The organism is Flavobacterium xylosi, assembly GCF_042787345.1.
In the GTDB taxonomy this organism is placed as follows: Bacteria; Bacteroidota; Bacteroidia; order Flavobacteriales; family Flavobacteriaceae; genus Flavobacterium; species Flavobacterium xylosi.
Map to the genome: position 1 here is coordinate 75259 of NZ_JBHZPZ010000005.1, position 18880 is coordinate 94138.

Below are 18880 nucleotides of genomic sequence, written 5' to 3' on the forward strand. Positions count from 1 at the left end.
TATAAGTACTTCGGCCAGAAAAGCTTACTATTCAATCCTAGATTCACTTTTGTCGGACGACAATGAAACAGATGTATTAAATTACTCAATGCTATTATAAAAACGACACCATTAGACACTTGGAAAGCCTATCTAAAATGGGGTGCTGTTCTAGCATCCAAAACGCTTTGGGGAATTGAAAAAAAAGATTCCTATTTACATCAGCTATTTTACCACTTGGGTAGATGACAAAGGGGACATTCATTTCTATGAAGACATCTATGATAAAGATGAAAAATTAGCTTCATTAGTAGCTGAATAATAGCTTGGAACGGGACATGTATTTAAAATCATGCAAATCAACCCCTATTTAATGTCAATAATCTAGTTTACAGTGTATTAAATTTTTTGCATTTGTTTTTAATTATCTTTAATATTCTAAAAATTTAGAGATAAGTACTATGAAATTAAAATTCTCCTCTATTAGAACTCTCTTTTTATTATTGTGTTCTATTCTGATTTTTGGTGGGTTCACTAAAATTAAGTCAGACAAAAAATTACTATCTGGTTTAACGCTCAAAAACATGAACACTTCGGTAAGGCCTGGTGATAATTTTGATGCCTATGTTAACGGTACTTGGATAAAAAATGCTAAAATACCAGCAGACAAGCCTTGGTATGGCATTTGGTCAATCTTACGTGACAAATCACAGGAAGATGTGCAAGCCATCATCGAGAATGCTGCCAAAGGCGGTTTTACCATTGGTTCCAATGAACAAAAAATTGGGGACTTCTATGGCGCTTTTATGGATACTATAACAAGAGACCAAATAGGAATTGCTCCACTTCTTCCGGAATTCAAGAAAATTGACGCCATTGCCAGTTATACTGATTTAGCGAAGTATTTTGGTTATGCTAATAAAACGGGGATTAACACCCCATTTGCAATAGGTGTTATCGAAGATTTCAAAGATCCAACACAATACATGCTTTATACCTGGCAAAGTGGTCTCGGAATGCCGGACAGAGAGTATTATTTTCTTGAAGATGCCAAATCAAAAGAAATAAGACAGAAATATGTAATACACATCCAAAACATATTGCAACTGGGCGGAGTAGCAAATCCCGCTGAAATCGCCCCAAAAATTATGGCTTTAGAAACTACGTTAGCGTCTCAACAGATGAAAAAAGAACAAACCCGTGATATGGTAAAGCTTTACAACAAGTACGCTATCAAAAATTTAAAGCAGTTAATGCCTGATTTTGACTGGACTGGCATGTTGAATAATGCGGGAATTATCAACCAGCAAAACATTGTTGTCACACAAATAGAATACATTAAATCGCTCAACAATGTTATAAAAACAACACCATTAGACACTTGGAAAGCCTATCTAAAATGGGGTGTTATTCATGAATCGGCAATGTCATTAAATACGGCTTTAGATAATGAAAATTTCAATTTTTATGGCAAAGCGCTTTCGGGTATTGAAAAACAAAAACCACTATGGCGAAGAGGTGTAGACAAGGTAAACAACAACCTTGGAGAAATTATAGGCAAAGTATATGTTGAAAAATATTTTCAACCGGAAGCTAAAGCACAAGTAACCGTTTTAGTTAAAAATCTACTTGAAGCCTATGGAAAAAGCATCAAAAATTTGGATTGGATGAGTCCGGAAACCAAAAAACAGGCATTTGATAAATTATCAAAAATTACTTTAAAAATTGGTTACCCTGCCAAATGGAAAGATTATTCCACACTAAAAGTGATAAAAGGTGATTTGTATGGGAATTTACAAAAAGCTACTGCCTTTGAATACAACCGATACCTAAATAAACTGGGCAAACCTGTTGAAAGGTCCGAATGGAGAACGACACCGCAAACCGTAAATGCATTTTACAATCCTCTGTTAAATGAAATTGTATTTCCGGCCGCTATTTTACAACCGCCTTTCTTTGATCCAAAAGCAGATGATGCCTTAAACTACGGCGGTATTGGCTCGGTAATTGGGCACGAAATCGGACATGCGTTTGACGATAAAGGAAGCGCTTTTGACGGTAATGGAGTCCTGCGCAACTGGTGGACGAAAAAAGATTTAGCGGCCTTCAAACAAAAAACGGGAGCATTAGTTGCCCAATATAACGGTTTTAAAGTATTCCCTGACCTCAACGTTAATGGAGAGTTTACTCAAGGAGAAAATATTGGTGATTTAGGAGGACTATCCATCGCTATAAAAGCCTATAAAATTAGTCTTAGGGGTAAAAAATCGCCTGTTTTGGATGGTTTTACCGGGGAGCAACGTGTTTTTCTAGGCTGGGGCCAAGTTTGGTTAACTAAAAGTCGCGACGAGTCATTACGAAACCAAGTGGCAAACGACCCACACTCACCCTCAAAATTCAGGATAAACGGCGTTGTGCGCAATATCCCTGAGTTTTATACCGCTTTCAATATAAAACCGAAGGATTCGCTATATCTCGCTCCAGAGAAAAGAGTTAAAATCTGGTAATTCAGACTTCTTTTCTAAATAAAAGAACTCCTTACCACGCCGTTCTATAAATAACAGAATCTCCTATTTTGTTCTACCGTCTGGATCCAAGTTAAAAATAGGACACAGCTAACACTGATTAAGCAGATTTACACTGAATTTCAAGTTGATATTAAAAAGTTAAACACCAATTTCACCAATTTTCACGAATTAGTTTGTGCAAATTCGTGAAATTCGTGTTTAATATCCTACCTAATTTTCGTTTCCACACGGTTGTACTTTACAGTGGTGATTTTTATGCAAAAAACTATATTTCAGTATCTTAGATTGTATTTTATCGTTTCAACCCGGCAAATACAAAAGTCTTTTTTGTATATTTATAGTTGAAAGAAATAAAATCTGTTGACATGAAACGTATACTTGTCCTATTGTTTTTCTGCATTCCTTCCTATTTAATATTGGCGCATTCCTATAGTCTTAAAGCAAGTAAAACTAAAGCTGATATTTCTGCTCTTTCCTTTATTTACAAAAAGACAACTCTTTTCTTGCATGAACCATTTGACAGCACATTGGTTGCTCCTTTTTTTGCCAAATACCCAAAACTGAAATACCTAAAACCCGAAGTGGTCAAACTATATCGGAAACACAATTACCAATTCCTTTGGTATGACCGCAATGAGCTGAATGAGTTTGCTGATTTATTGTACAGTAAAATCAACAATTTAGATCAGGAAGGGCTGAAAATCCGGGTTCCGTACAAGGAAAAAATGCAAACCATTTTCCAGGATTATGACAACAGGAAAGAATCAAATTTGGAGATAGAACTGCTGATGTCTTCGCTGTATTTTTTCTATTTCAATAGAGTTTATAAAGGCGTAGCTATTGAGAAAACGCAAGAATTGGGCTGGTATCTTCCCCGAAAAAAACAATCGTATGTCAATAGGCTGGACTCGTTGTTACAAGATCCCAGTTTAATCAATAAGCGGGACAAAGACCTTTTGGGACAGTATTATCAGTTAAAAGAGGCCTTGAAAAATTATCGGAATATTGAAAAAAAGGGAGGCTGGAGCTCCATTATTTGGCCTAAAAAAACGAAATCGCTGAAACCGGGAGATACCGCTGATGTGGTTTTGCAAATCAGAAACCGACTTTATATAACAGGTGATTTGAATGCCGATTCTAAAAAAAATTGGTACGACAACGAACTTTCGGCCGGAGTGCTGCATTACAAGGAACGCAATGCTTTTACTGCTGATCCCATACTACTGCCCAAACACATCAAGGACATGAATATTTCGGTCAATGAACGGATAAAAACTATTATGACTAATATGGAACGCTGCCGATGGATTTCTCCCAGTTTGATAAAAACACAGCAGTATATCATGGTCAATATTCCTTCCTATGCGCTCACTTATTTCAAAAACGGAAAACCCGCTCTGGAATCTAAAGTGGTTGTGGGCAAATCACTGAATAGAACGGTAGTTTTTAGCGGTGAAATGAGTGAAATTGTATTTAGCCCGTATTGGAACGTCCCTTCAAGTATTTTAAGAAAAGAGATTTTGCCGGCTATTGCCAAAAATGCAAATTATCTCGCAAAACACAACATGGAATGGGTTGGTGATAAAGTGAGGCAACGCCCCGGTCCGGAAAACTCCCTTGGATTGGTTAAGTTCGTTTTCCCAAACTCCTTTTCCATTTATATGCATGATACGCCTGCAAAAACCTTGTTTCAAGAGGAACAAAGAGCTTTTAGTCACGGCTGCGTTCGGGTGGCGCGAGCGAGGGATTTGGCCGTTGCCATTTTGAAGGACGACAAAAACTGGACTCCCGAAAAAATAGACGCAGCCATGAACCGCGGTATAGAAAAAACCTATACCCTTAAAACTAAAATCCCGGTTTATATTGGTTATTTTACCGCTTGGGTAGATCGCGATGGAACGATTCATTTTTATAATGACATCTACGGCCACGATTCCCGACTCTCTGAATTGTTGCTGACCGATTGAGTTTAATGAGCGGTTAGAATTGGCTTTTTTGATTTTGTCTCGAAATAATCTCAGACTCGATTTTGGCCACGCAATCCTCCAGATTTTTTTCTATTTGTTCACTCCAGAAACGAAGCACTTTCCAGTTTTGTGATTCTAGATAATTATTGACTTCAATATCTCGTTGCATGTTTCGTTCTATTTTCTTGATCCAGTATTCAGGATTTGTTAAAGGCTTTTTTCTGGTTTCCCAATCTTTTCCATGAAAAAATTCTGAATCTACAAAAATGGCAATTTTAAGTTGTTTGAAAGTAAGGTCTGGTTTACCAAAGACTGTTTTATTATTTTTTCTATATCTATAACCTAAATTCCATAATGCTTTAGCTAAAGTGAGTTTAGCTTTTGTTGCAGTGCTTTTGATAGCACGCATGTTATTGGAACGTTGTTCTGGAGTGAAACAATCCATGGTATAATTATTTGACTTTCCATGTAAATTTATAAATTTTAAATAAAAGGTGTTGCCTCTTCTTCATCAATTGGAATTGGCACATCCTTCATAAACATCTCAAAAGACCCAATAGGTGCAAAGTCAATATTGATTGTTGTATAATCCCCTTTTTTTCGCCATAAACGAATAGAATCAGTTCCTTTCTTTTGCAACCATTCGCGAGTTACCGGTTCACGTTCTTTTAATCCTAAAACATCTACTAATAACCATTGACCTAATGCAGATTGCCCGTATCTTTTACCATTTTCATCATGTTCTGTGTTACTTCCCGATTGAAAGTTTTTCATATTATCACCAGTTAATAAAGAAGGAATCGTTTTACCATTTGGTAATTGCAAATAGAAACGTATTTCAGGTTTCTCATTTTTAGCTCCATCATAACTTTTTCTAATTTTCAAAAACTCTAGTATATTTTCAGTGAAAAAATCGGGATGTTTTTTATGAAATTCTATTGGAACTGGAATATAAACTTCGTTAAGTGGCCTTGGAGCGTTACTGCCTTTACTTTTAGGCGCACCGTTCCAAGCATTTAATCCAGATTTCTCTTCTACTTCTTTCGATTCATATGAATACAAGGGTAAATAAGCTTCTACTATATCTGGTTCTATAGCTTTTGAAGTTTCAATAATATCAAAATACGCTTTCAATAGGAACGCAAATGGATCTTCAATAATTTTTACATCAAATCTATTCAGAACTAATGAATTATAATTATTAGAAGCGAATTTTTGATGTATCTGCGAATCTCCAAAAGTGTACCTATAATCTTTATTTCCATCTGACCAAGATAATGCTGACCTGGTTTCACTAAGATTTTTAAGGTTATTTATGTCAATCAATGGATAAGCGCATTCATTTATAGTGAATACACCTTTATCTCTGGTTACATAATGGTAAATATTTTTATCGTCTGATAATCCTAAGCGTTTATAATCGCTTTTCATTCTTTCATTCTTAATTTCAGAAATCTTGTAAGCTAACGAATGTAAGTTATCACGATGTATGTTGATTTCATTTTGATACCTTTTGAGTTGCATTACTTTTTGAAATGATGGTTTACTTCCCATCCAAGTTTTCAAACCGACACCTATTCTAACATCTCCAAAAACTGATAAAACGTCATGAGGAGTGTTACCAATATCAACATTCTGACTCTTGAAAATTTTAGCAAAAACCGTTTCTTGAAATTTAGAATCAAGATATGGAATTAAGTCACCTTGTTTTTGACGAAACAAATTTGACAAAGCTCCATAAACCTGTAAAAAACTTTATGTACTCTTCTTGTTGTTCATTAGAAAATTGTTCCCAAACACTCATTTTAAAGGACTTTAATAATTTCTTTACTAATTCTTTCAATCAAGGTAGTCGTCACCGAATTACCTGCTTGCATATACAACTTACTATTGGAAACATTTGGTAAAATATATTGATCCATCGGATATCCTTGAAATGCAAAACATTCTTTAGGAGTTAATTTCCTAATACCATAATCATCCAAAATTAAAGGGACGTTATGGCCTCCTGTTCCCATATTAGCTGTTAGAGTAGGACAAACTTGGCTTTTATTTTCTCTTACATAGACTCTTCTCCATTGATAAATAGTATCTTTTGAAGTCATAGTCTTTTCAAGTTCCGGATAATATTGATGATCTTTTCTATAATATAAATTATCTGCTTGCTTCCCTTTTTCTAAAATATCATGAATTGTATTAGTTAAAGGTATTGGTTGCGGAAATCTAAAATTTCCATGATTCGCTACTTGCTCTTTATCAAAAGCCACAATAAAAATCCTTTCTCTATTTTGAGGAACATTTGCATGAGTCGAAGAATTCAAAATTTTAGTATAGGTTTTGTAACCCAGTTTTTCCTCTAAAATTTCCAATATGACTTTAAAAGTATTCCCTTTATCATGTGAAACAAGATTTTTTACATTTTCAAGGAAAACTACTTTTGGCCTTTTAGTTTCGATAATCTTTTCTAAATCAAAAAATAGTGTTCCTCTTGTATCTTGAAAACCTTTTCTATTTCCTGCTATTGAAAAAGCTTGGCAAGGAAAACCTGCACACAAAACATCAAAATTATCGGGTATATAATTTTTAGTTCTCTCTTTTGTTATATCTCCAAATGGAACTTCTCCAAAATTTGCTCTGTATGTTATTTGTGAATCAGCATTCCATTCAGATGTAAATACGCATTTACCTCCAACATTTTGCAATGCAATTCTAAATCCTCCAATCCCAGCAAAAAGATCTATAAATTTGAAAGTATATTTTTCTGGAGTTGGAAAAGGAACGTTTTCTACTTCAAATAACAATTGTTGTAATGCTAGATCAGAAACTAAATTTTGATTTTCTTCCTCATTTTTATATTCAACAATTTGTTTTAAATATTCAGTTGCTTCTTCTTCAAAATGATCTTTGACACCATTATCATAATTATGCAAATAATGAGTTAATACTGCTTTTCTATTATCATCATCTTCAATAAAGCGAGTTTTAAATTTTTTAGCATCGAATTCATTAATTGATATTTTCTCTTTCATTATCATTTATTTTAGTAATCTTTCTAATTCTTCTATATTTTTAAATGACTTTAAATGTTCAAAGCCAATAAATGTAGTTTTTGAATCTATATTTTTTGTCATACTTCCTTTTAAAAAATCATCATTTTGATGAGAATTCAATGTTGTTACGTCGGCAAATCCGCATATCCAAACATCTTTAGTTCCTTTTTTTATTGTTATTATTGCTGGCTCATCGTTCATTTTATCAATAACAGGGAATTCTCCATATTCAGACATTATCACATTAACTCTTTTACCAGAAATAAAAATAGAAGGTGAATAAGTTTTCGGATTTACAATAGACCAATCTATTAATTCAAGTTTTAAAAAGGTCTCTAATGCTAAAATGCTTAAAATTTTTAATGAAAATTTATCTATGAACGCAACTCCTTCGTATAGATCTCTTAGTTCGTTTATATTATTAAGTTTAAGACTGCTTAAGACTGCCTGCTGAATTTTTATTGTTCCTTTATAGCTAACTGTTTCATATTGAAACGAGTCTCTATTTGATAACACTTTAAGTATAAAATTTTTCATTGTTAATCAGTAAAATTTAGTTTTTATTATATGTAAGCGACAATCCGAACCCCAATTACCATGAAAATTTAGACAAATGATCTAAAAAACAATTCAATTTTCCCTTTCCAATCTTAAAAATCGTTGTTCTACTAACTTTTATTATATCTACTAAATGTTCTATATAGCATTCTTTAATTATTAGATTTTGTTATTTCTTAGAAACAATAAATATTTTCATTAGATTTTTTTTAGTTTATAAACATCTTTACTTATAAATGCTAAAAATTATTATCGCTAAAAAAATCTTTAAAACCCGTATCGAGCGCAAGAATTATTTTCTCTATTATTTCAATTGAAACATTTCTTTTTCCTTTCTCGATATCAGAAATATAATTCCTGTCAACATTCGAAATATTAGCGAGTTGCTCTATCGAGAAGCCTTTTTCTTCTCTTAATACTTTTACTTTTAGACCGAATTTTTCTTTAATCTCCATATTTGATAAAATTAGTTTTACGCCTACAATTGACCCGCCTACAATTGACCTCATTAATTTTTAGTTTTCAACTTGATTTTTTGATAAGTAAATTATTTCCACAAAAAAAACGCTACTCTTTCGAATAGCGTTTTTTGAATTTCTTGTTGGTATCAATTCGTGATGGGATTGCTTTGCCGCGTACCTCGCAACTCCTCGCAATGACAATCTTCTGGGTAATCTGATGCCCTAGCCCTGATTGTAACGAAAATCCTTTATGTCAGCCATTTCGGCGGATATAAAGATTGCAGTGAAAAGCAGGAAATAGCTCCTAAAAATAAATCCTATTCAGCTATTTTTTGCAATTCGGTTACGCCCATATTGTGCAAGGTAAATGCCTGGATGTCTACGTTTTCCTGAATGGTTGCCGCCACGGATTTTCCTGCGCCGTGTCCTGCATTGATGTCAATACGGATTAAAGTAGGATTAGGTCCAGTTTGTTTTTCCTGTAATTCGGCAGCAAATTTGAAACTGTGTGCCGGCACTACTCTATCGTCGTGATCGCCCGTTGTGACCATCGTGGCCGGATATTGGGTTCCTTGTTTTACATTATTCACCGGAGAATAGCCCTTGATGTAGTCAAACATTTCTATGCTGTCCTGTGACGTTCCGTAATCATACGCCCAACCCGCTCCCGAAGTAAAGGTGTGGTAGCGCAACATATCCATAACACCCACGGCCGGCAAGGCGACTTTCATCAAATCCGGGCGTTGCGTCATGGTGGCTCCCACTAACAATCCGCCGTTTGAACCACCGCGAACGGCAAGAAAACTGGAAGAAGTATAGTTTTGAGCAATCAGATATTCAGCGGCTGCGATGAAATCATCAAACACATTTTGCTTTTGCATTTTGGTTCCCGCATCGTGCCATTTTTTCCCATATTCTCCTCCTCCGCGTAAATTAGGAACGGCAAAAATGCCTCCGCTTTCCATCCAAACTGCATTGGCAATACTGAAACTTGGCGTTAAGCTTACGTTGAAACCGCCATAACCGTAAAGCATTGTTGGGTTTTTGCCGTCGAGTTTCAATCCTTTTTTATGGGTGATCATCATTGGGATTTTGGTTCCGTCTTTGGAAGTGTAAAACACTTGTTTAGAAACGTAGTCTTCGCTTTTGAAATCTACTTTCGGTTTTTCATATACCGCCGATTTTCCTGATTTTGGTTCGAATGAATAAATCGTTCCCGGGCTGACATAATTAGTAAACGAATAATAAAGGGTTTTTTCTTTTTTCTTTCCGCCAAAACCGCCTGCAGTTCCCAGCGCTGGCAACTGTATTTCGCGAATCATTTTTCCTGAATAATCATATTGTTTCACCACCGAAACGGCATCTTTCATGTAATTAGCAAAAATGTAACCGCCACCTGTTGTTGGTGACAAAACGTTCTCCGTTTCCGGGATGAAATCTTTCCAGTTTTCCGGTTTTGGATTCTTGACATCCACCGTTACGATGCGTTTGTTGGGCGCATTCAAGTCGGTTTCTATGAATAATTTTGTACCTTCATTATCGATTATATTGTTGTCGCTTTTGAAATTATCAACAATAGTCACAATAGGACTGTTGGGCTTGGTCAGGTCTTGGATATACAATTCGTTTCCGTAAGTCGAAGTCGAAGCGGTGATAACCAAATAATGATCGTCCTCTGTCACGCTTCCGCCTACATAACGTCGTTTTTGGTCTGCGCCAAAGATGATTTGGTCTTGCTTTTGTGCGGTTCCCAACTTGTGAAAATAGAGTTTGTGTTGGTCCGTTTTTGCCGACAATTCGCTTCCTTTTGGCTTGTCGTAACTGGAATAATAGAAGCCCTCGTTTCCTTTCCAGGACACGCCGCTGAATTTCACATCGACAATCGTGTCTTCAATTATTTTTTGGGTGATGGCATCCATTATCATCACTTTTCTCCAATCGCTTCCTCCTTCTGAAATGGCATACGCTACTTTTGAACCGTCTTTGGAGAAATCCAATCCGCCAAGCGAAGTGGTTCCATCTTTAGAAAAAGTATTGGGGTCCAGGAAAACTGTTTCGGTTCCTTTGGCGTCTTTTCTATACAACACCGATTGGTTTTGCAAACCGTTGTTTTTGTAATAATAGGTATAATTCCCCTCGGTGAAAGGTGCGCCTATTTTCTCGTAATTCCACAGTTTTTCCATTCTTGCTTTTAGCACATCGCGAAACGGAATCTGGGCTAAATAATCATAGGTCACTTTGTTTTGAGCTTTTACCCAAGCACCGGTTTCGACAGATTTATCGTCTTCGAGCCAACGGTAGGGATCAGGAACTTTGGTATCAAAATAGACATCAACGGTTTCACCTTTTTGGGTAACTGGGTATTTCATTGTAGTTGGTTTTTGGTTTTGGCCAAAACTTGCAATAGTGGCAGATACAGCCATTAATAAAAAAGTGTTTTTCATCATTTTAGTTTTAGGTTATAACAAAAATAGGGAAATAGTTAGTGTTCCTGATAAAGGAAAGTCTTAAAAAGAGTTAGTCGTTAAAATGTTTTTTTTATTACAGTTATGACAATTTAAACCGAATTATATATTCCTAATGCTGAAAATAACAAACATATAAGTCATATAAGTTTTTTTTAAGTTTAGAAATAATTGACGTGTGCAGCAAAAAAATAATAAACCATATAAGGCATTTAAGGTCATATAAATTTTAAACTAATTCGTTTGTGTCAAAGTTTGAACTCAATTCTTATATGACTTATATGTTAAAAAAAAATAGCCTAAAGACTTATTTTATAGTGTAAAGAAAAACGCTACTCTCTCGAATAGCGTTTTCTTATTTTTATGCTTACGCAAAAGTGCTACAAATTAAAATTCACCCCAAAAACTATGTTTCTTCCTATGTTAGGAATTCCATCGGTTTTCAAGCGGGAAAGATGCGCAATATAGCTTTTGTCCAATAAATTATTCCCGTTCAAATTAATATCGAAAGCCATTTTACCTAGTTTTACTTTTCCTCCAAAACCTAGGTTTACCAATGTGTATCCATTCGATTTTGTTTCAAAACCACTCACGTTATTTTGATTGAAAGTAGAGGAAAAATTCAAAGTGGCGAATCCCTCTTCCAACCAATTATTGATTTTAAATTCGGTTCTAATCGTGTTGTTCCAATTGTTAGCCGGAATCAAAGGCAGAAAATCACTCCCGCCGCTTCGGGATTGTTTCTTACCGGTTACGGACTCAAAACTGGTGTCAAAATGCAACCAATCCAATGGATGGGGGTGAAAATGCAGACCTATTTCGCCTCCGTATAATTTGGCATTATCCTGAATATAATTAAAAACAGCATTCTCATCAATCACTTCTCCTGTTGGAGAAGTGTAGATATAATTGTTGATGTGGTTGTAAAATCCATTGGCAAAAAACTCAAAATGGCTATTTTTATATTCTAAATTCACATCGGTTTGCACGTTTTGTTCCGTTTTCAAGTCACTGTTTCCTACCTCATAACGATTAGTTCCTTCATGAACTCCATTGGAGGTTAATTCGGCTAAATTCGGCGCTCTAAACCCAGACGCCAAATTCAATCGCAATGTCAAATCCTCGGCCAGATTAGTTTTGTAACCCAACGAGGCATTAAAACTATCGTACGATTTATCGATGGCTTTAAAATACCCTTCCTCACCTACAGTTCCGTGTTCTTCCGTGGTGATTTGTCTGTTATCGAAACGCAATCCCCCTTGCAACACGTTTGATTCCCATTCATAGTTAGCAGTTCCAAAAACTCCAAAATCATTGGTTGTCGCATCCGGAATCAGATATTCTTCCCCAGAATTCATATTGGTTTGGTGCATTCCCTGAATTCCAAAAATAGATTCGACTTTTCCTATTGTTGGCAAATGGTATTTTGCATCATAATTGAATGTTTTTAGTTTCATGTGCAAAACCGCAACATCACTATCTTCAAATTCCGAACGATCATTGGCAACATAACCCAAATCGACATCCAGTTTTGAATTTTTTAAATAAAATATGGAATTCAAACTCAACAGATGATTAAAAACGCCTTGTTTAGGAAAACCTGTTTTTTTACTTGTGGATTGCTCTACAATACCATTTTCCGGGATTCCTAAATCCAGGTTGTTGTAATTGTAACGAAAAACCGTCGAAAATTTGGAGTCACTGTAACCAATTCCTGTTTTGAAATCGGTTTCATTGTAACGGGTGTTGGTCACACGGTCGCCATTAGCAATTTTATAATCAGAATGGCTATTGTAACTTCCACGAGCTAGATATTTCCAATTATCAGTAGACGTTTTCAATCCTAAAGAAGTATTACTACCTAAAGTATTCGAAAAAAGCTTCTGGCTGAAATTAGCTTTGAAGGTATTAGCATCGGCAAATTTTTCTGGATTAAAATACAAAACACCACCCAAAGCATCTGAACCATAAAGCAATGAAGCCGGTCCTTTGATAACCTCAACGCTTTCTATTCCGGAGTCATTTAACCCCAAACCGTGTTCGTCTCCAAACTGTTGGTTTTCCATTCGGACACCTTGTGAATATACCAAAACCCGATTCCCGCTCAATCCACGAATGACCGGTTTCCCGATGGAAGTTCCTGTAGAAACCTGCGAAACGCCCGGAATGGTTGCCAATCCTTCGATTAAGGTGGCGGTTCCTTTTCGTTGCATCTCTTTAATACTTTCGTGCTCGACTTTCATCACATTTTGTGATTGTATTTTATTGAAAGCCGTCGAAACGATTACCTCATCCATTTGGAATATCGTTTCTTCGAGAATTATATCGAGTGAGTTTTCTTTTTGTAAACTGTTTATGGTTTTATTTTGTGTTCCAAATCCAACGAAAGTAAAAGTCAGTTTTAGTTTTCCATTAGGGAGATTGGTAAAAGTGTATTTTCCGTTGTCATCAGTTGCAGTTCCCTTGTGCAATTCTGATGCATAGACCGAAACACCTTTTATGGGTTGATTATTTTTATCTGTTACAATTCCAGAAAGTGTGTTTTGCGCTTGAAGCATGGCCGAAAACCCCAAGAATAGGGCTATAATAAAATATTTCATTGAAAATGATTGTATTGTTCCTAACCACATTCTTCTCAAAAATGAAGGAAGATGAGTCTGGAATTATTTAGTAAATAAAATAGAAATGGGACGTGCTGAATAAATCAACAGAAGCTGAAATAAATTCAGCTCAAATTATTTACAGGGGGTCCGCGAAGAGAATATAAACTTCCGGAAAACGAAAGAATCGTTTCCTCAGCACTAATGAAATATGGTATTTCTTTATAAGTAGTATATAATTGATAGGAAAACTCTTTTGGAGAAATATAACTTCCAAAAGTAAAATCACAAACATAACAATGATCAAAATTGTGGTGCTGGTGCGTTATTTCTTTCTGGGTGACGTTGTATTTATGATGGCATTGCTTTTGCGAAAATTGCTTCTCTAAATGATCATAGGTATGAAAGGACTGAAACAGTATTGAAAACAATACGGCAGCCGCTAAAAAAAGACTTATTATGAGCTTATTTTTTTTCATCCTTGGCAAATGTATGAAAACATAAAAATTTTACACCTATTTAAAACAAAAAAACTACAACGTTTAAGATTGTAGTTTTTTTATAATATGTAGAGACGCAAGGTAGAGACGCACTGCAGTGCGTCTCTACATCGTCAAAATTTAAACCAATTTTGCTGCAATCAAATATTCAGCAATTTGTATCGTGTTTGTTGCCGCTCCTTTTCTCAAATTATCCGCAACAATCCACATGTTCAATGTATTGGGCTGGCTTTCGTCACGACGAATTCTACCTACAAACACATCGTCTTTTCCTTGCGCATACATTGGCATTGGATACGTATAGGTATCATTGTTGTCCTGAACCACCACTCCGTCAGTATGATGCAAAATATTTTGGATATCAGACACTTCAAAATCATTGGTAAACTCAACATTTACCGCTTCACTGTGACCACCAACAATAGGCACACGAACAGCAGTTGCCGTCACAGCAATTGTTCTGTCGCCCAATATTTTTTGAGTTTCACGAACCAATTTCATCTCTTCTTTAGTGTAACCATTGTCTTCAAAAGAATCACATTGTGGGATTGCATTTCTATGAATTGGGTATTTGTATGCCATTTCACCCTGAACACCTGCGTATTCATTTTCCAATTGTTGCACCGCTTTTACACCTGTTCCAGTGATGGATTGATACGTAGAAACAATAACACGTTTGATATTGTATTTTTTATGTAAAGGTGCCAAAACCAAAACCATCTGAATAGTAGAACAATTTGGATTAGCAATAATTTTATCTTCTTTTGTTAATTCTCCCGCATTGATTTCAGGAACGATTAATTTTTTGGTCGGATCCATTCTCCACGCCGATGAATTATCGATAACTGTTGTTCCTGCTGCTGCAAATTTTGGAGCCCATTCCAGTGAAGTTTCACCTCCTGCAGAAAATAAAGCAATGTCTGCCTTCATATCTACGGCCGTTTGCATGCCTACAACGGTATATTTTTTTCCTTTGAATTCGATCTCTTTCCCTACTGATCTTTCAGAAGCTACAGGAATTAATTCCGTAACAGGGAAATTTCTTTCTGCTAATACTTTCAACATTACTTCGCCAACCATTCCAGTAGCGCCTACAACTGCTATTCTCATAGTATATTTTTATTATTGGACATTCAATTAGAATTACAAAAGTAAGTAATATTGAAATCAAAACAATCGTGTTCACAAAAAATAACAAAATGTTACAATCATAACATTTCATATACAACCACTAATTCATAGATAAAAAATTTGAAATCAGCAGTACTATAGTTTTTTAGGATTCCTCTGGATTTTTTTGCAAAACATCTTGTTTTAATAATTCAAACCATTAAGAAATTGAGAAAATTTAAGCGCCAATTCTTAATGAAAATTAACTTCTTAATGGTGAAAAATGTCATTGTTTTACGTGAATTTTTAAAAAAGAAAAACCTTCTCAATTAAGAAGCGGTTTAGTCCTGAAACTAATTCAGGATAAATTAGAATATATAGTATAGCGGTATTATTTTTTTACCCTTTGGATCTAATTCAAGTTTTTTTAAACGCATAGAAACATAGTTTTTAACTGTTTCTATGAAGGCTTTCAATTTATTATAGTAAATCATAGCTTTGTGAACCCAAGAAACTGGTTTATCCTAATCTTTTTTTCTATGTTTCTATGAGTTTGTTTTTTTGGAATTGCTAATTTTAAATAATTGCACCCAACAGACTATTTTTTTAATAAATCTCTAATTTGAGTAAGCAATTCTTCCTGAGTAGGTCCGGCTGGAACAGTAACAACTTCTTCTTTCTTTCTGGCTTTTTCAGCAGCTCTCAGAATAACAAAAATAAAGAAGGCAATAATAACGAAATTGATAATCGCCTGGACTAAATTCCCATAGGTAATTACTGCAGCTCCGGCTTTTTTTGCCTCTGCTAAAGTTCCATAACTATTCCCATCTAATGTGATAAATTTTTGTGTAAAATCGATTCCACCTGTTATCAGTCCTACAATTGGCATAATAACATCATCAACCGCAGAACCGACAATTTTACCAAACGCAGCACCAATAACTACCGCAGTTGCTAAACTCAACACATCACCTTTCATTAAAGATGCTTTAAAATCGCCGAAAAATCCCATAATTAATTTTTTAAGTTAAAATTATATTTGCTAAACGAATTTAATCAAAATTTTTATTCAATTACCAACCATTCCCGCAATTACTTACTCTCTATAAAATACTCTCTTTACTCGTTGCGAAATACTGGTAAGAACTTCATAAGGAATTGTGTTTAATTTTTGGGCAATATAATTTACGTTCGGGCTTTCGCCAAAAATAATTACAGCGTCACCTTCCTTGCAACCTATCCCGCTGACATCTACCATTAGCATATCCATACAAATGCTTCCAAGAATAGTCGCTCTTTCATTTTTAATAATCACAAAACCAACTCCATTTCCCCAGCCTCTCGAAATTCCGTCAGCATAACCTATAGGAATTGTTGCGACTTTTGTTGGTTTCTCCGCCATAAATCGTCTGCCATAACCTACGCTATCTCCTGCAGGAATTGTTCTGATTTGAGAAATAATAGATTTAAGTGTGCCTACATTTTCTAAATATTTCTGCTCTTCATCGTCATTTGAAACTCCGTAAAGTCCAATTCCAAGACGAACCATATCATATTGAGAATCGGGATAATTACTAATTCCTGAAGTGTTCAAAATATGTCGAATGGGTTTTATTTGCAGTTCCGTCATTAATTTCGAAGATAATTTCTCGAATAGATCAATTTGTGAATGCGCAAAATCCTTATGTTCTAAATCATCGCTCGTGGCCATGTGCGAAAGAATACTTTTTATCTCAATGGTTTGATTTCCTCTTAAAGTGGTAATCAAATCGTCTAGTGTATTGGCCTCAAAACCCAAACGATGCATTCCCGTATCCAATTTGATATGGATAGGAAAGTGTTTTAATTTTTTTTGTTCGGCAATTTTAAGAAAAGCACGAAGTCCTTTCAAACTGTAAATTTCCGGTTCTAATTGATGTTGGATAATCGCGAGAAAACTCGTGTTTTCTGGATTCAGTACCATAATAGGCAAATGAATTCCCAGATTTTTCAATGAAATTCCTTCATCGGCGAAAGCGACTCCCAAATAATCCACTTTATGATGTTCCAGTAATTTGGCAATTTCAAAGCCACCGTTTCCATACCCAAAAGCCTTGACCATTACCATCATTTTGGTGGCTGGCTTCAACTTCGATTTAAAGAAATTCAAATTATGGCTGATGGCATTCAGATTAATTTCAAGGACCGTTTCATGCGTCTTCTCTTCCAACAGGGAAACGATTTCCTCAAACTGAAACGTTCTTGCCCCCTTAATTAAAATGGTTTCATTGCTAAAGTCCAAATTCTCAAAATCAGAGATAAACTCTGCCGTGCTATTATAAGTTACGCAGTTGACGAATTTATCTTTAAATACCGAAATAGTTTCACCAACACCTATTACCCTGCTGATTTTGTTTGAAATAATTAACTCTGCGACCTTAGAATACAGTTCGTCCTTAGGCAAACCGCTCTGAAAAATATCCGATAAAATCACTGTTTTCTTTTGATATTCTTTGCTATGCCTGTTCGCCTCTTGGGCTCGGGTCTGACTTTCGAGAAAATCCAAGGCTATTTTTAGGGATTGAAAATCGGAACTGTAACTGTCGTCAATAATACTGCATTTATTGATTCCATTCTTGACTTTCAAACGCATTTCAACAGGATACAATAATTTCATTCGGTTTTGAATCGTTGTTACATCGTATTTAAAATACAGCAAAACCATCAAACACGAAATAGAATTCTCAACTGAAGCCGCATCCTGAAAAGGAATTTCTATTTCAAAATTTTCTTTCGCTTGACGAATCTGTAAAACTGTTTTATCAAAAACAGCCCTTTTGGCAACAAAAACATCAGCCGTTGCATCATTGAAACTCCATGAAAAAAGGGTTTGAATCCCATTTTCAAAATCCGACAAATTAGCATCGACAATATCACTCTTCTGATAAATAAGGACTTTCGAATGCTTGAATAAAAGGAGTTTCTCTCTTATTTTTTCTTCTAAATTCCCGAATCCTTCATCGTGTGCAGAACCTATGCTTGTTAAAATTCCAATCGTGGGCTTGATTATTTTCTCCAGTTTTCCCATTTCTGAACTGGTAGAAATGCCCGCTTCGAAAATTCCAAGATTATGCTGTTCATTAATAGCAAGTACTGACAAGGGAACACCCACTTGTGAGTTGTAACTTTTAGGGCTTCTTATGACGTTATAATCCGGGCTTAACAGGAAATTAAGCCATTCCTTGACGATTGTTTTACCATTGCTCCCCGTCAATCCAATAACCGGAAAATCAAAAAGATTGCGATGATATCCTGCAAATTGCTGTAAAGCAACTAATGTGTTTTCGACTACCAAAAAATTAGCTTTGCCGGCAGAGTCTTCTGGAATATGGGTGACTACAAAATTCTGTACGTCTTTTTCAATTAAATTTTTAATGTACAAATGCGCATCATTATTGGGCCCGACCAATGCGAAAAATAAAGTTTGCGAACCATTTTGTAAAGAGCGACTGTCTATAGAAACAGTGTCTATTGTTTTAGCCTTATTGTTATTTACAAATACAGCCTGAATTTGCGAAATTATATTTTGAATTTTTAGAATCATTAATTTAGAAAGCGAATGACGCTCATTTAAGGATTTATATAAATTACTATTACAAAAGAGAAGAATATTTTATTCCCTG

At 35.3% G+C, this 18880-nt stretch carries 14 protein-coding genes; 3 read left to right on the top strand and 11 right to left on the bottom strand.

Annotated elements, in window-relative coordinates:
• Positions 1-175: 175 nt before the first annotated feature.
• From ACFX5E_RS05605 to ACFX5E_RS05615, 3 genes are all read left to right on the top strand, one after another.
• Complete coding sequence (locus ACFX5E_RS05605; protein ID WP_379854201.1) at positions 176-301, top strand: hypothetical protein; 126 nt, start codon at positions 176-178, stop codon at positions 299-301.
• Between the two features lie 139 nt (positions 302-440).
• A complete protein-coding gene (locus tag ACFX5E_RS05610; protein WP_379854202.1) occupies positions 441-2486 on the top strand; it encodes a M13 family metallopeptidase in 2046 nt (681 codons plus the stop codon).
• 386 nt (positions 2487-2872) lie between these two features.
• Positions 2873-4474, top strand: a complete 1602-nt coding sequence (locus ACFX5E_RS05615; protein WP_379854203.1) for a L,D-transpeptidase family protein — start codon at positions 2873-2875, stop codon at positions 4472-4474.
• 13 nt (positions 4475-4487) lie between these two features.
• On the opposite strand, the gene ACFX5E_RS05620 is transcribed toward ACFX5E_RS05615, so the two are convergent.
• The 11 genes from ACFX5E_RS05620 to ACFX5E_RS05670 all read right to left on the bottom strand — a co-directional run bounded on the left by ACFX5E_RS05620 (position 4488) and on the right by ACFX5E_RS05670 (position 18801).
• Complete coding sequence (locus ACFX5E_RS05620) at positions 4488-4919, bottom strand: very short patch repair endonuclease (protein ID WP_379854204.1); 432 nt, start codon at positions 4917-4919, stop codon at positions 4488-4490.
• A 38-nt stretch (positions 4920-4957) separates the two neighbouring features.
• Positions 4958-6205, bottom strand: a complete 1248-nt coding sequence (locus ACFX5E_RS05625) for a phospholipase D-like domain-containing protein (RefSeq protein WP_379854205.1) — start codon at positions 6203-6205, stop codon at positions 4958-4960.
• A 74-nt stretch (positions 6206-6279) separates the two neighbouring features.
• Positions 6280-7503 carry a DNA cytosine methyltransferase gene (dcm, locus tag ACFX5E_RS05630; RefSeq protein ID WP_379854207.1) on the bottom strand — a complete coding sequence of 408 codons (1224 nt, stop codon included), beginning with the start codon at positions 7501-7503 and terminating at the stop codon, positions 6280-6282.
• A gap of 6 nt (positions 7504-7509) precedes the next feature.
• Complete coding sequence (locus tag ACFX5E_RS05635; RefSeq protein WP_379854208.1) at positions 7510-8061, bottom strand: hypothetical protein; 552 nt, start codon at positions 8059-8061, stop codon at positions 7510-7512.
• A 260-nt stretch (positions 8062-8321) separates the two neighbouring features.
• Positions 8322-8591 (bottom strand): helix-turn-helix domain-containing protein, encoded by a 270-nt coding sequence (locus ACFX5E_RS05640; protein WP_379854209.1) that lies wholly within the window; start codon positions 8589-8591, stop codon positions 8322-8324.
• Positions 8592-8860: 269 nt separating this feature from the next.
• Positions 8861-10966, bottom strand: coding sequence for a prolyl oligopeptidase family serine peptidase (locus tag ACFX5E_RS05645; RefSeq protein WP_379854350.1), 2106 nt, complete (start codon positions 10964-10966; stop codon positions 8861-8863).
• Between the two features lie 422 nt (positions 10967-11388).
• Positions 11389-13608, bottom strand: coding sequence for a TonB-dependent receptor (locus ACFX5E_RS05650; protein WP_379854210.1), 2220 nt, complete (start codon positions 13606-13608; stop codon positions 11389-11391).
• A gap of 125 nt (positions 13609-13733) precedes the next feature.
• Complete coding sequence (locus ACFX5E_RS05655; RefSeq protein WP_379854211.1) at positions 13734-14087, bottom strand: hypothetical protein; 354 nt, start codon at positions 14085-14087, stop codon at positions 13734-13736.
• 141 nt (positions 14088-14228) lie between these two features.
• Complete coding sequence (locus ACFX5E_RS05660) at positions 14229-15218, bottom strand: aspartate-semialdehyde dehydrogenase (protein ID WP_379854212.1); 990 nt, start codon at positions 15216-15218, stop codon at positions 14229-14231.
• Positions 15219-15816: 598 nt separating this feature from the next.
• Positions 15817-16230: a large conductance mechanosensitive channel protein MscL gene (gene mscL, locus ACFX5E_RS05665; RefSeq protein ID WP_379854213.1), complete on the bottom strand. Its 414-nt coding sequence runs from the start codon at positions 16228-16230 to the stop codon at positions 15817-15819.
• A gap of 84 nt (positions 16231-16314) precedes the next feature.
• Positions 16315-18801, bottom strand: coding sequence for a bifunctional UDP-N-acetylmuramoyl-tripeptide:D-alanyl-D-alanine ligase/alanine racemase (locus ACFX5E_RS05670; protein WP_379854214.1), 2487 nt, complete (start codon positions 18799-18801; stop codon positions 16315-16317).
• Positions 18802-18880: the final 79 nt, after the last annotated feature.

Excerpts from the sequence above, each read along its gene's own strand:
- ACFX5E_RS05610 (WP_379854202.1), top strand. The coding sequence starts at position 441 with ATGAAATTAAAATTCTCCTCTATTAGAACTCTCTTTTTATTATTGTGT.
- ACFX5E_RS05615 (WP_379854203.1), top strand. The coding sequence starts at position 2,873 with ATGAAACGTATACTTGTCCTATTGTTTTTCTGCATTCCTTCCTATTTA.
- ACFX5E_RS05620 (WP_379854204.1), bottom strand. The coding sequence starts at position 4,919 with ATGGATTGTTTCACTCCAGAACAACGTTCCAATAACATGCGTGCTATC.
- dcm (WP_379854207.1), bottom strand. The coding sequence starts at position 7,503 with ATGAAAGAGAAAATATCAATTAATGAATTCGATGCTAAAAAATTTAAA.
- ACFX5E_RS05635 (WP_379854208.1), bottom strand. The coding sequence starts at position 8,061 with ATGAAAAATTTTATACTTAAAGTGTTATCAAATAGAGACTCGTTTCAA.
- ACFX5E_RS05640 (WP_379854209.1), bottom strand. The coding sequence starts at position 8,591 with ATGAGGTCAATTGTAGGCGGGTCAATTGTAGGCGTAAAACTAATTTTA.
- ACFX5E_RS05645 (WP_379854350.1), bottom strand. The coding sequence starts at position 10,966 with ATGGCTGTATCTGCCACTATTGCAAGTTTTGGCCAAAACCAAAAACCA.
- ACFX5E_RS05650 (WP_379854210.1), bottom strand. The coding sequence starts at position 13,608 with ATGAAATATTTTATTATAGCCCTATTCTTGGGGTTTTCGGCCATGCTT.
- ACFX5E_RS05655 (WP_379854211.1), bottom strand. The coding sequence starts at position 14,087 with ATGAAAAAAAATAAGCTCATAATAAGTCTTTTTTTAGCGGCTGCCGTA.
- ACFX5E_RS05660 (WP_379854212.1), bottom strand. The coding sequence starts at position 15,218 with ATGAGAATAGCAGTTGTAGGCGCTACTGGAATGGTTGGCGAAGTAATG.
- mscL (WP_379854213.1), bottom strand. The coding sequence starts at position 16,230 with ATGGGATTTTTCGGCGATTTTAAAGCATCTTTAATGAAAGGTGATGTG.
- ACFX5E_RS05670 (WP_379854214.1), bottom strand. The coding sequence starts at position 18,801 with ATGATTCTAAAAATTCAAAATATAATTTCGCAAATTCAGGCTGTATTT.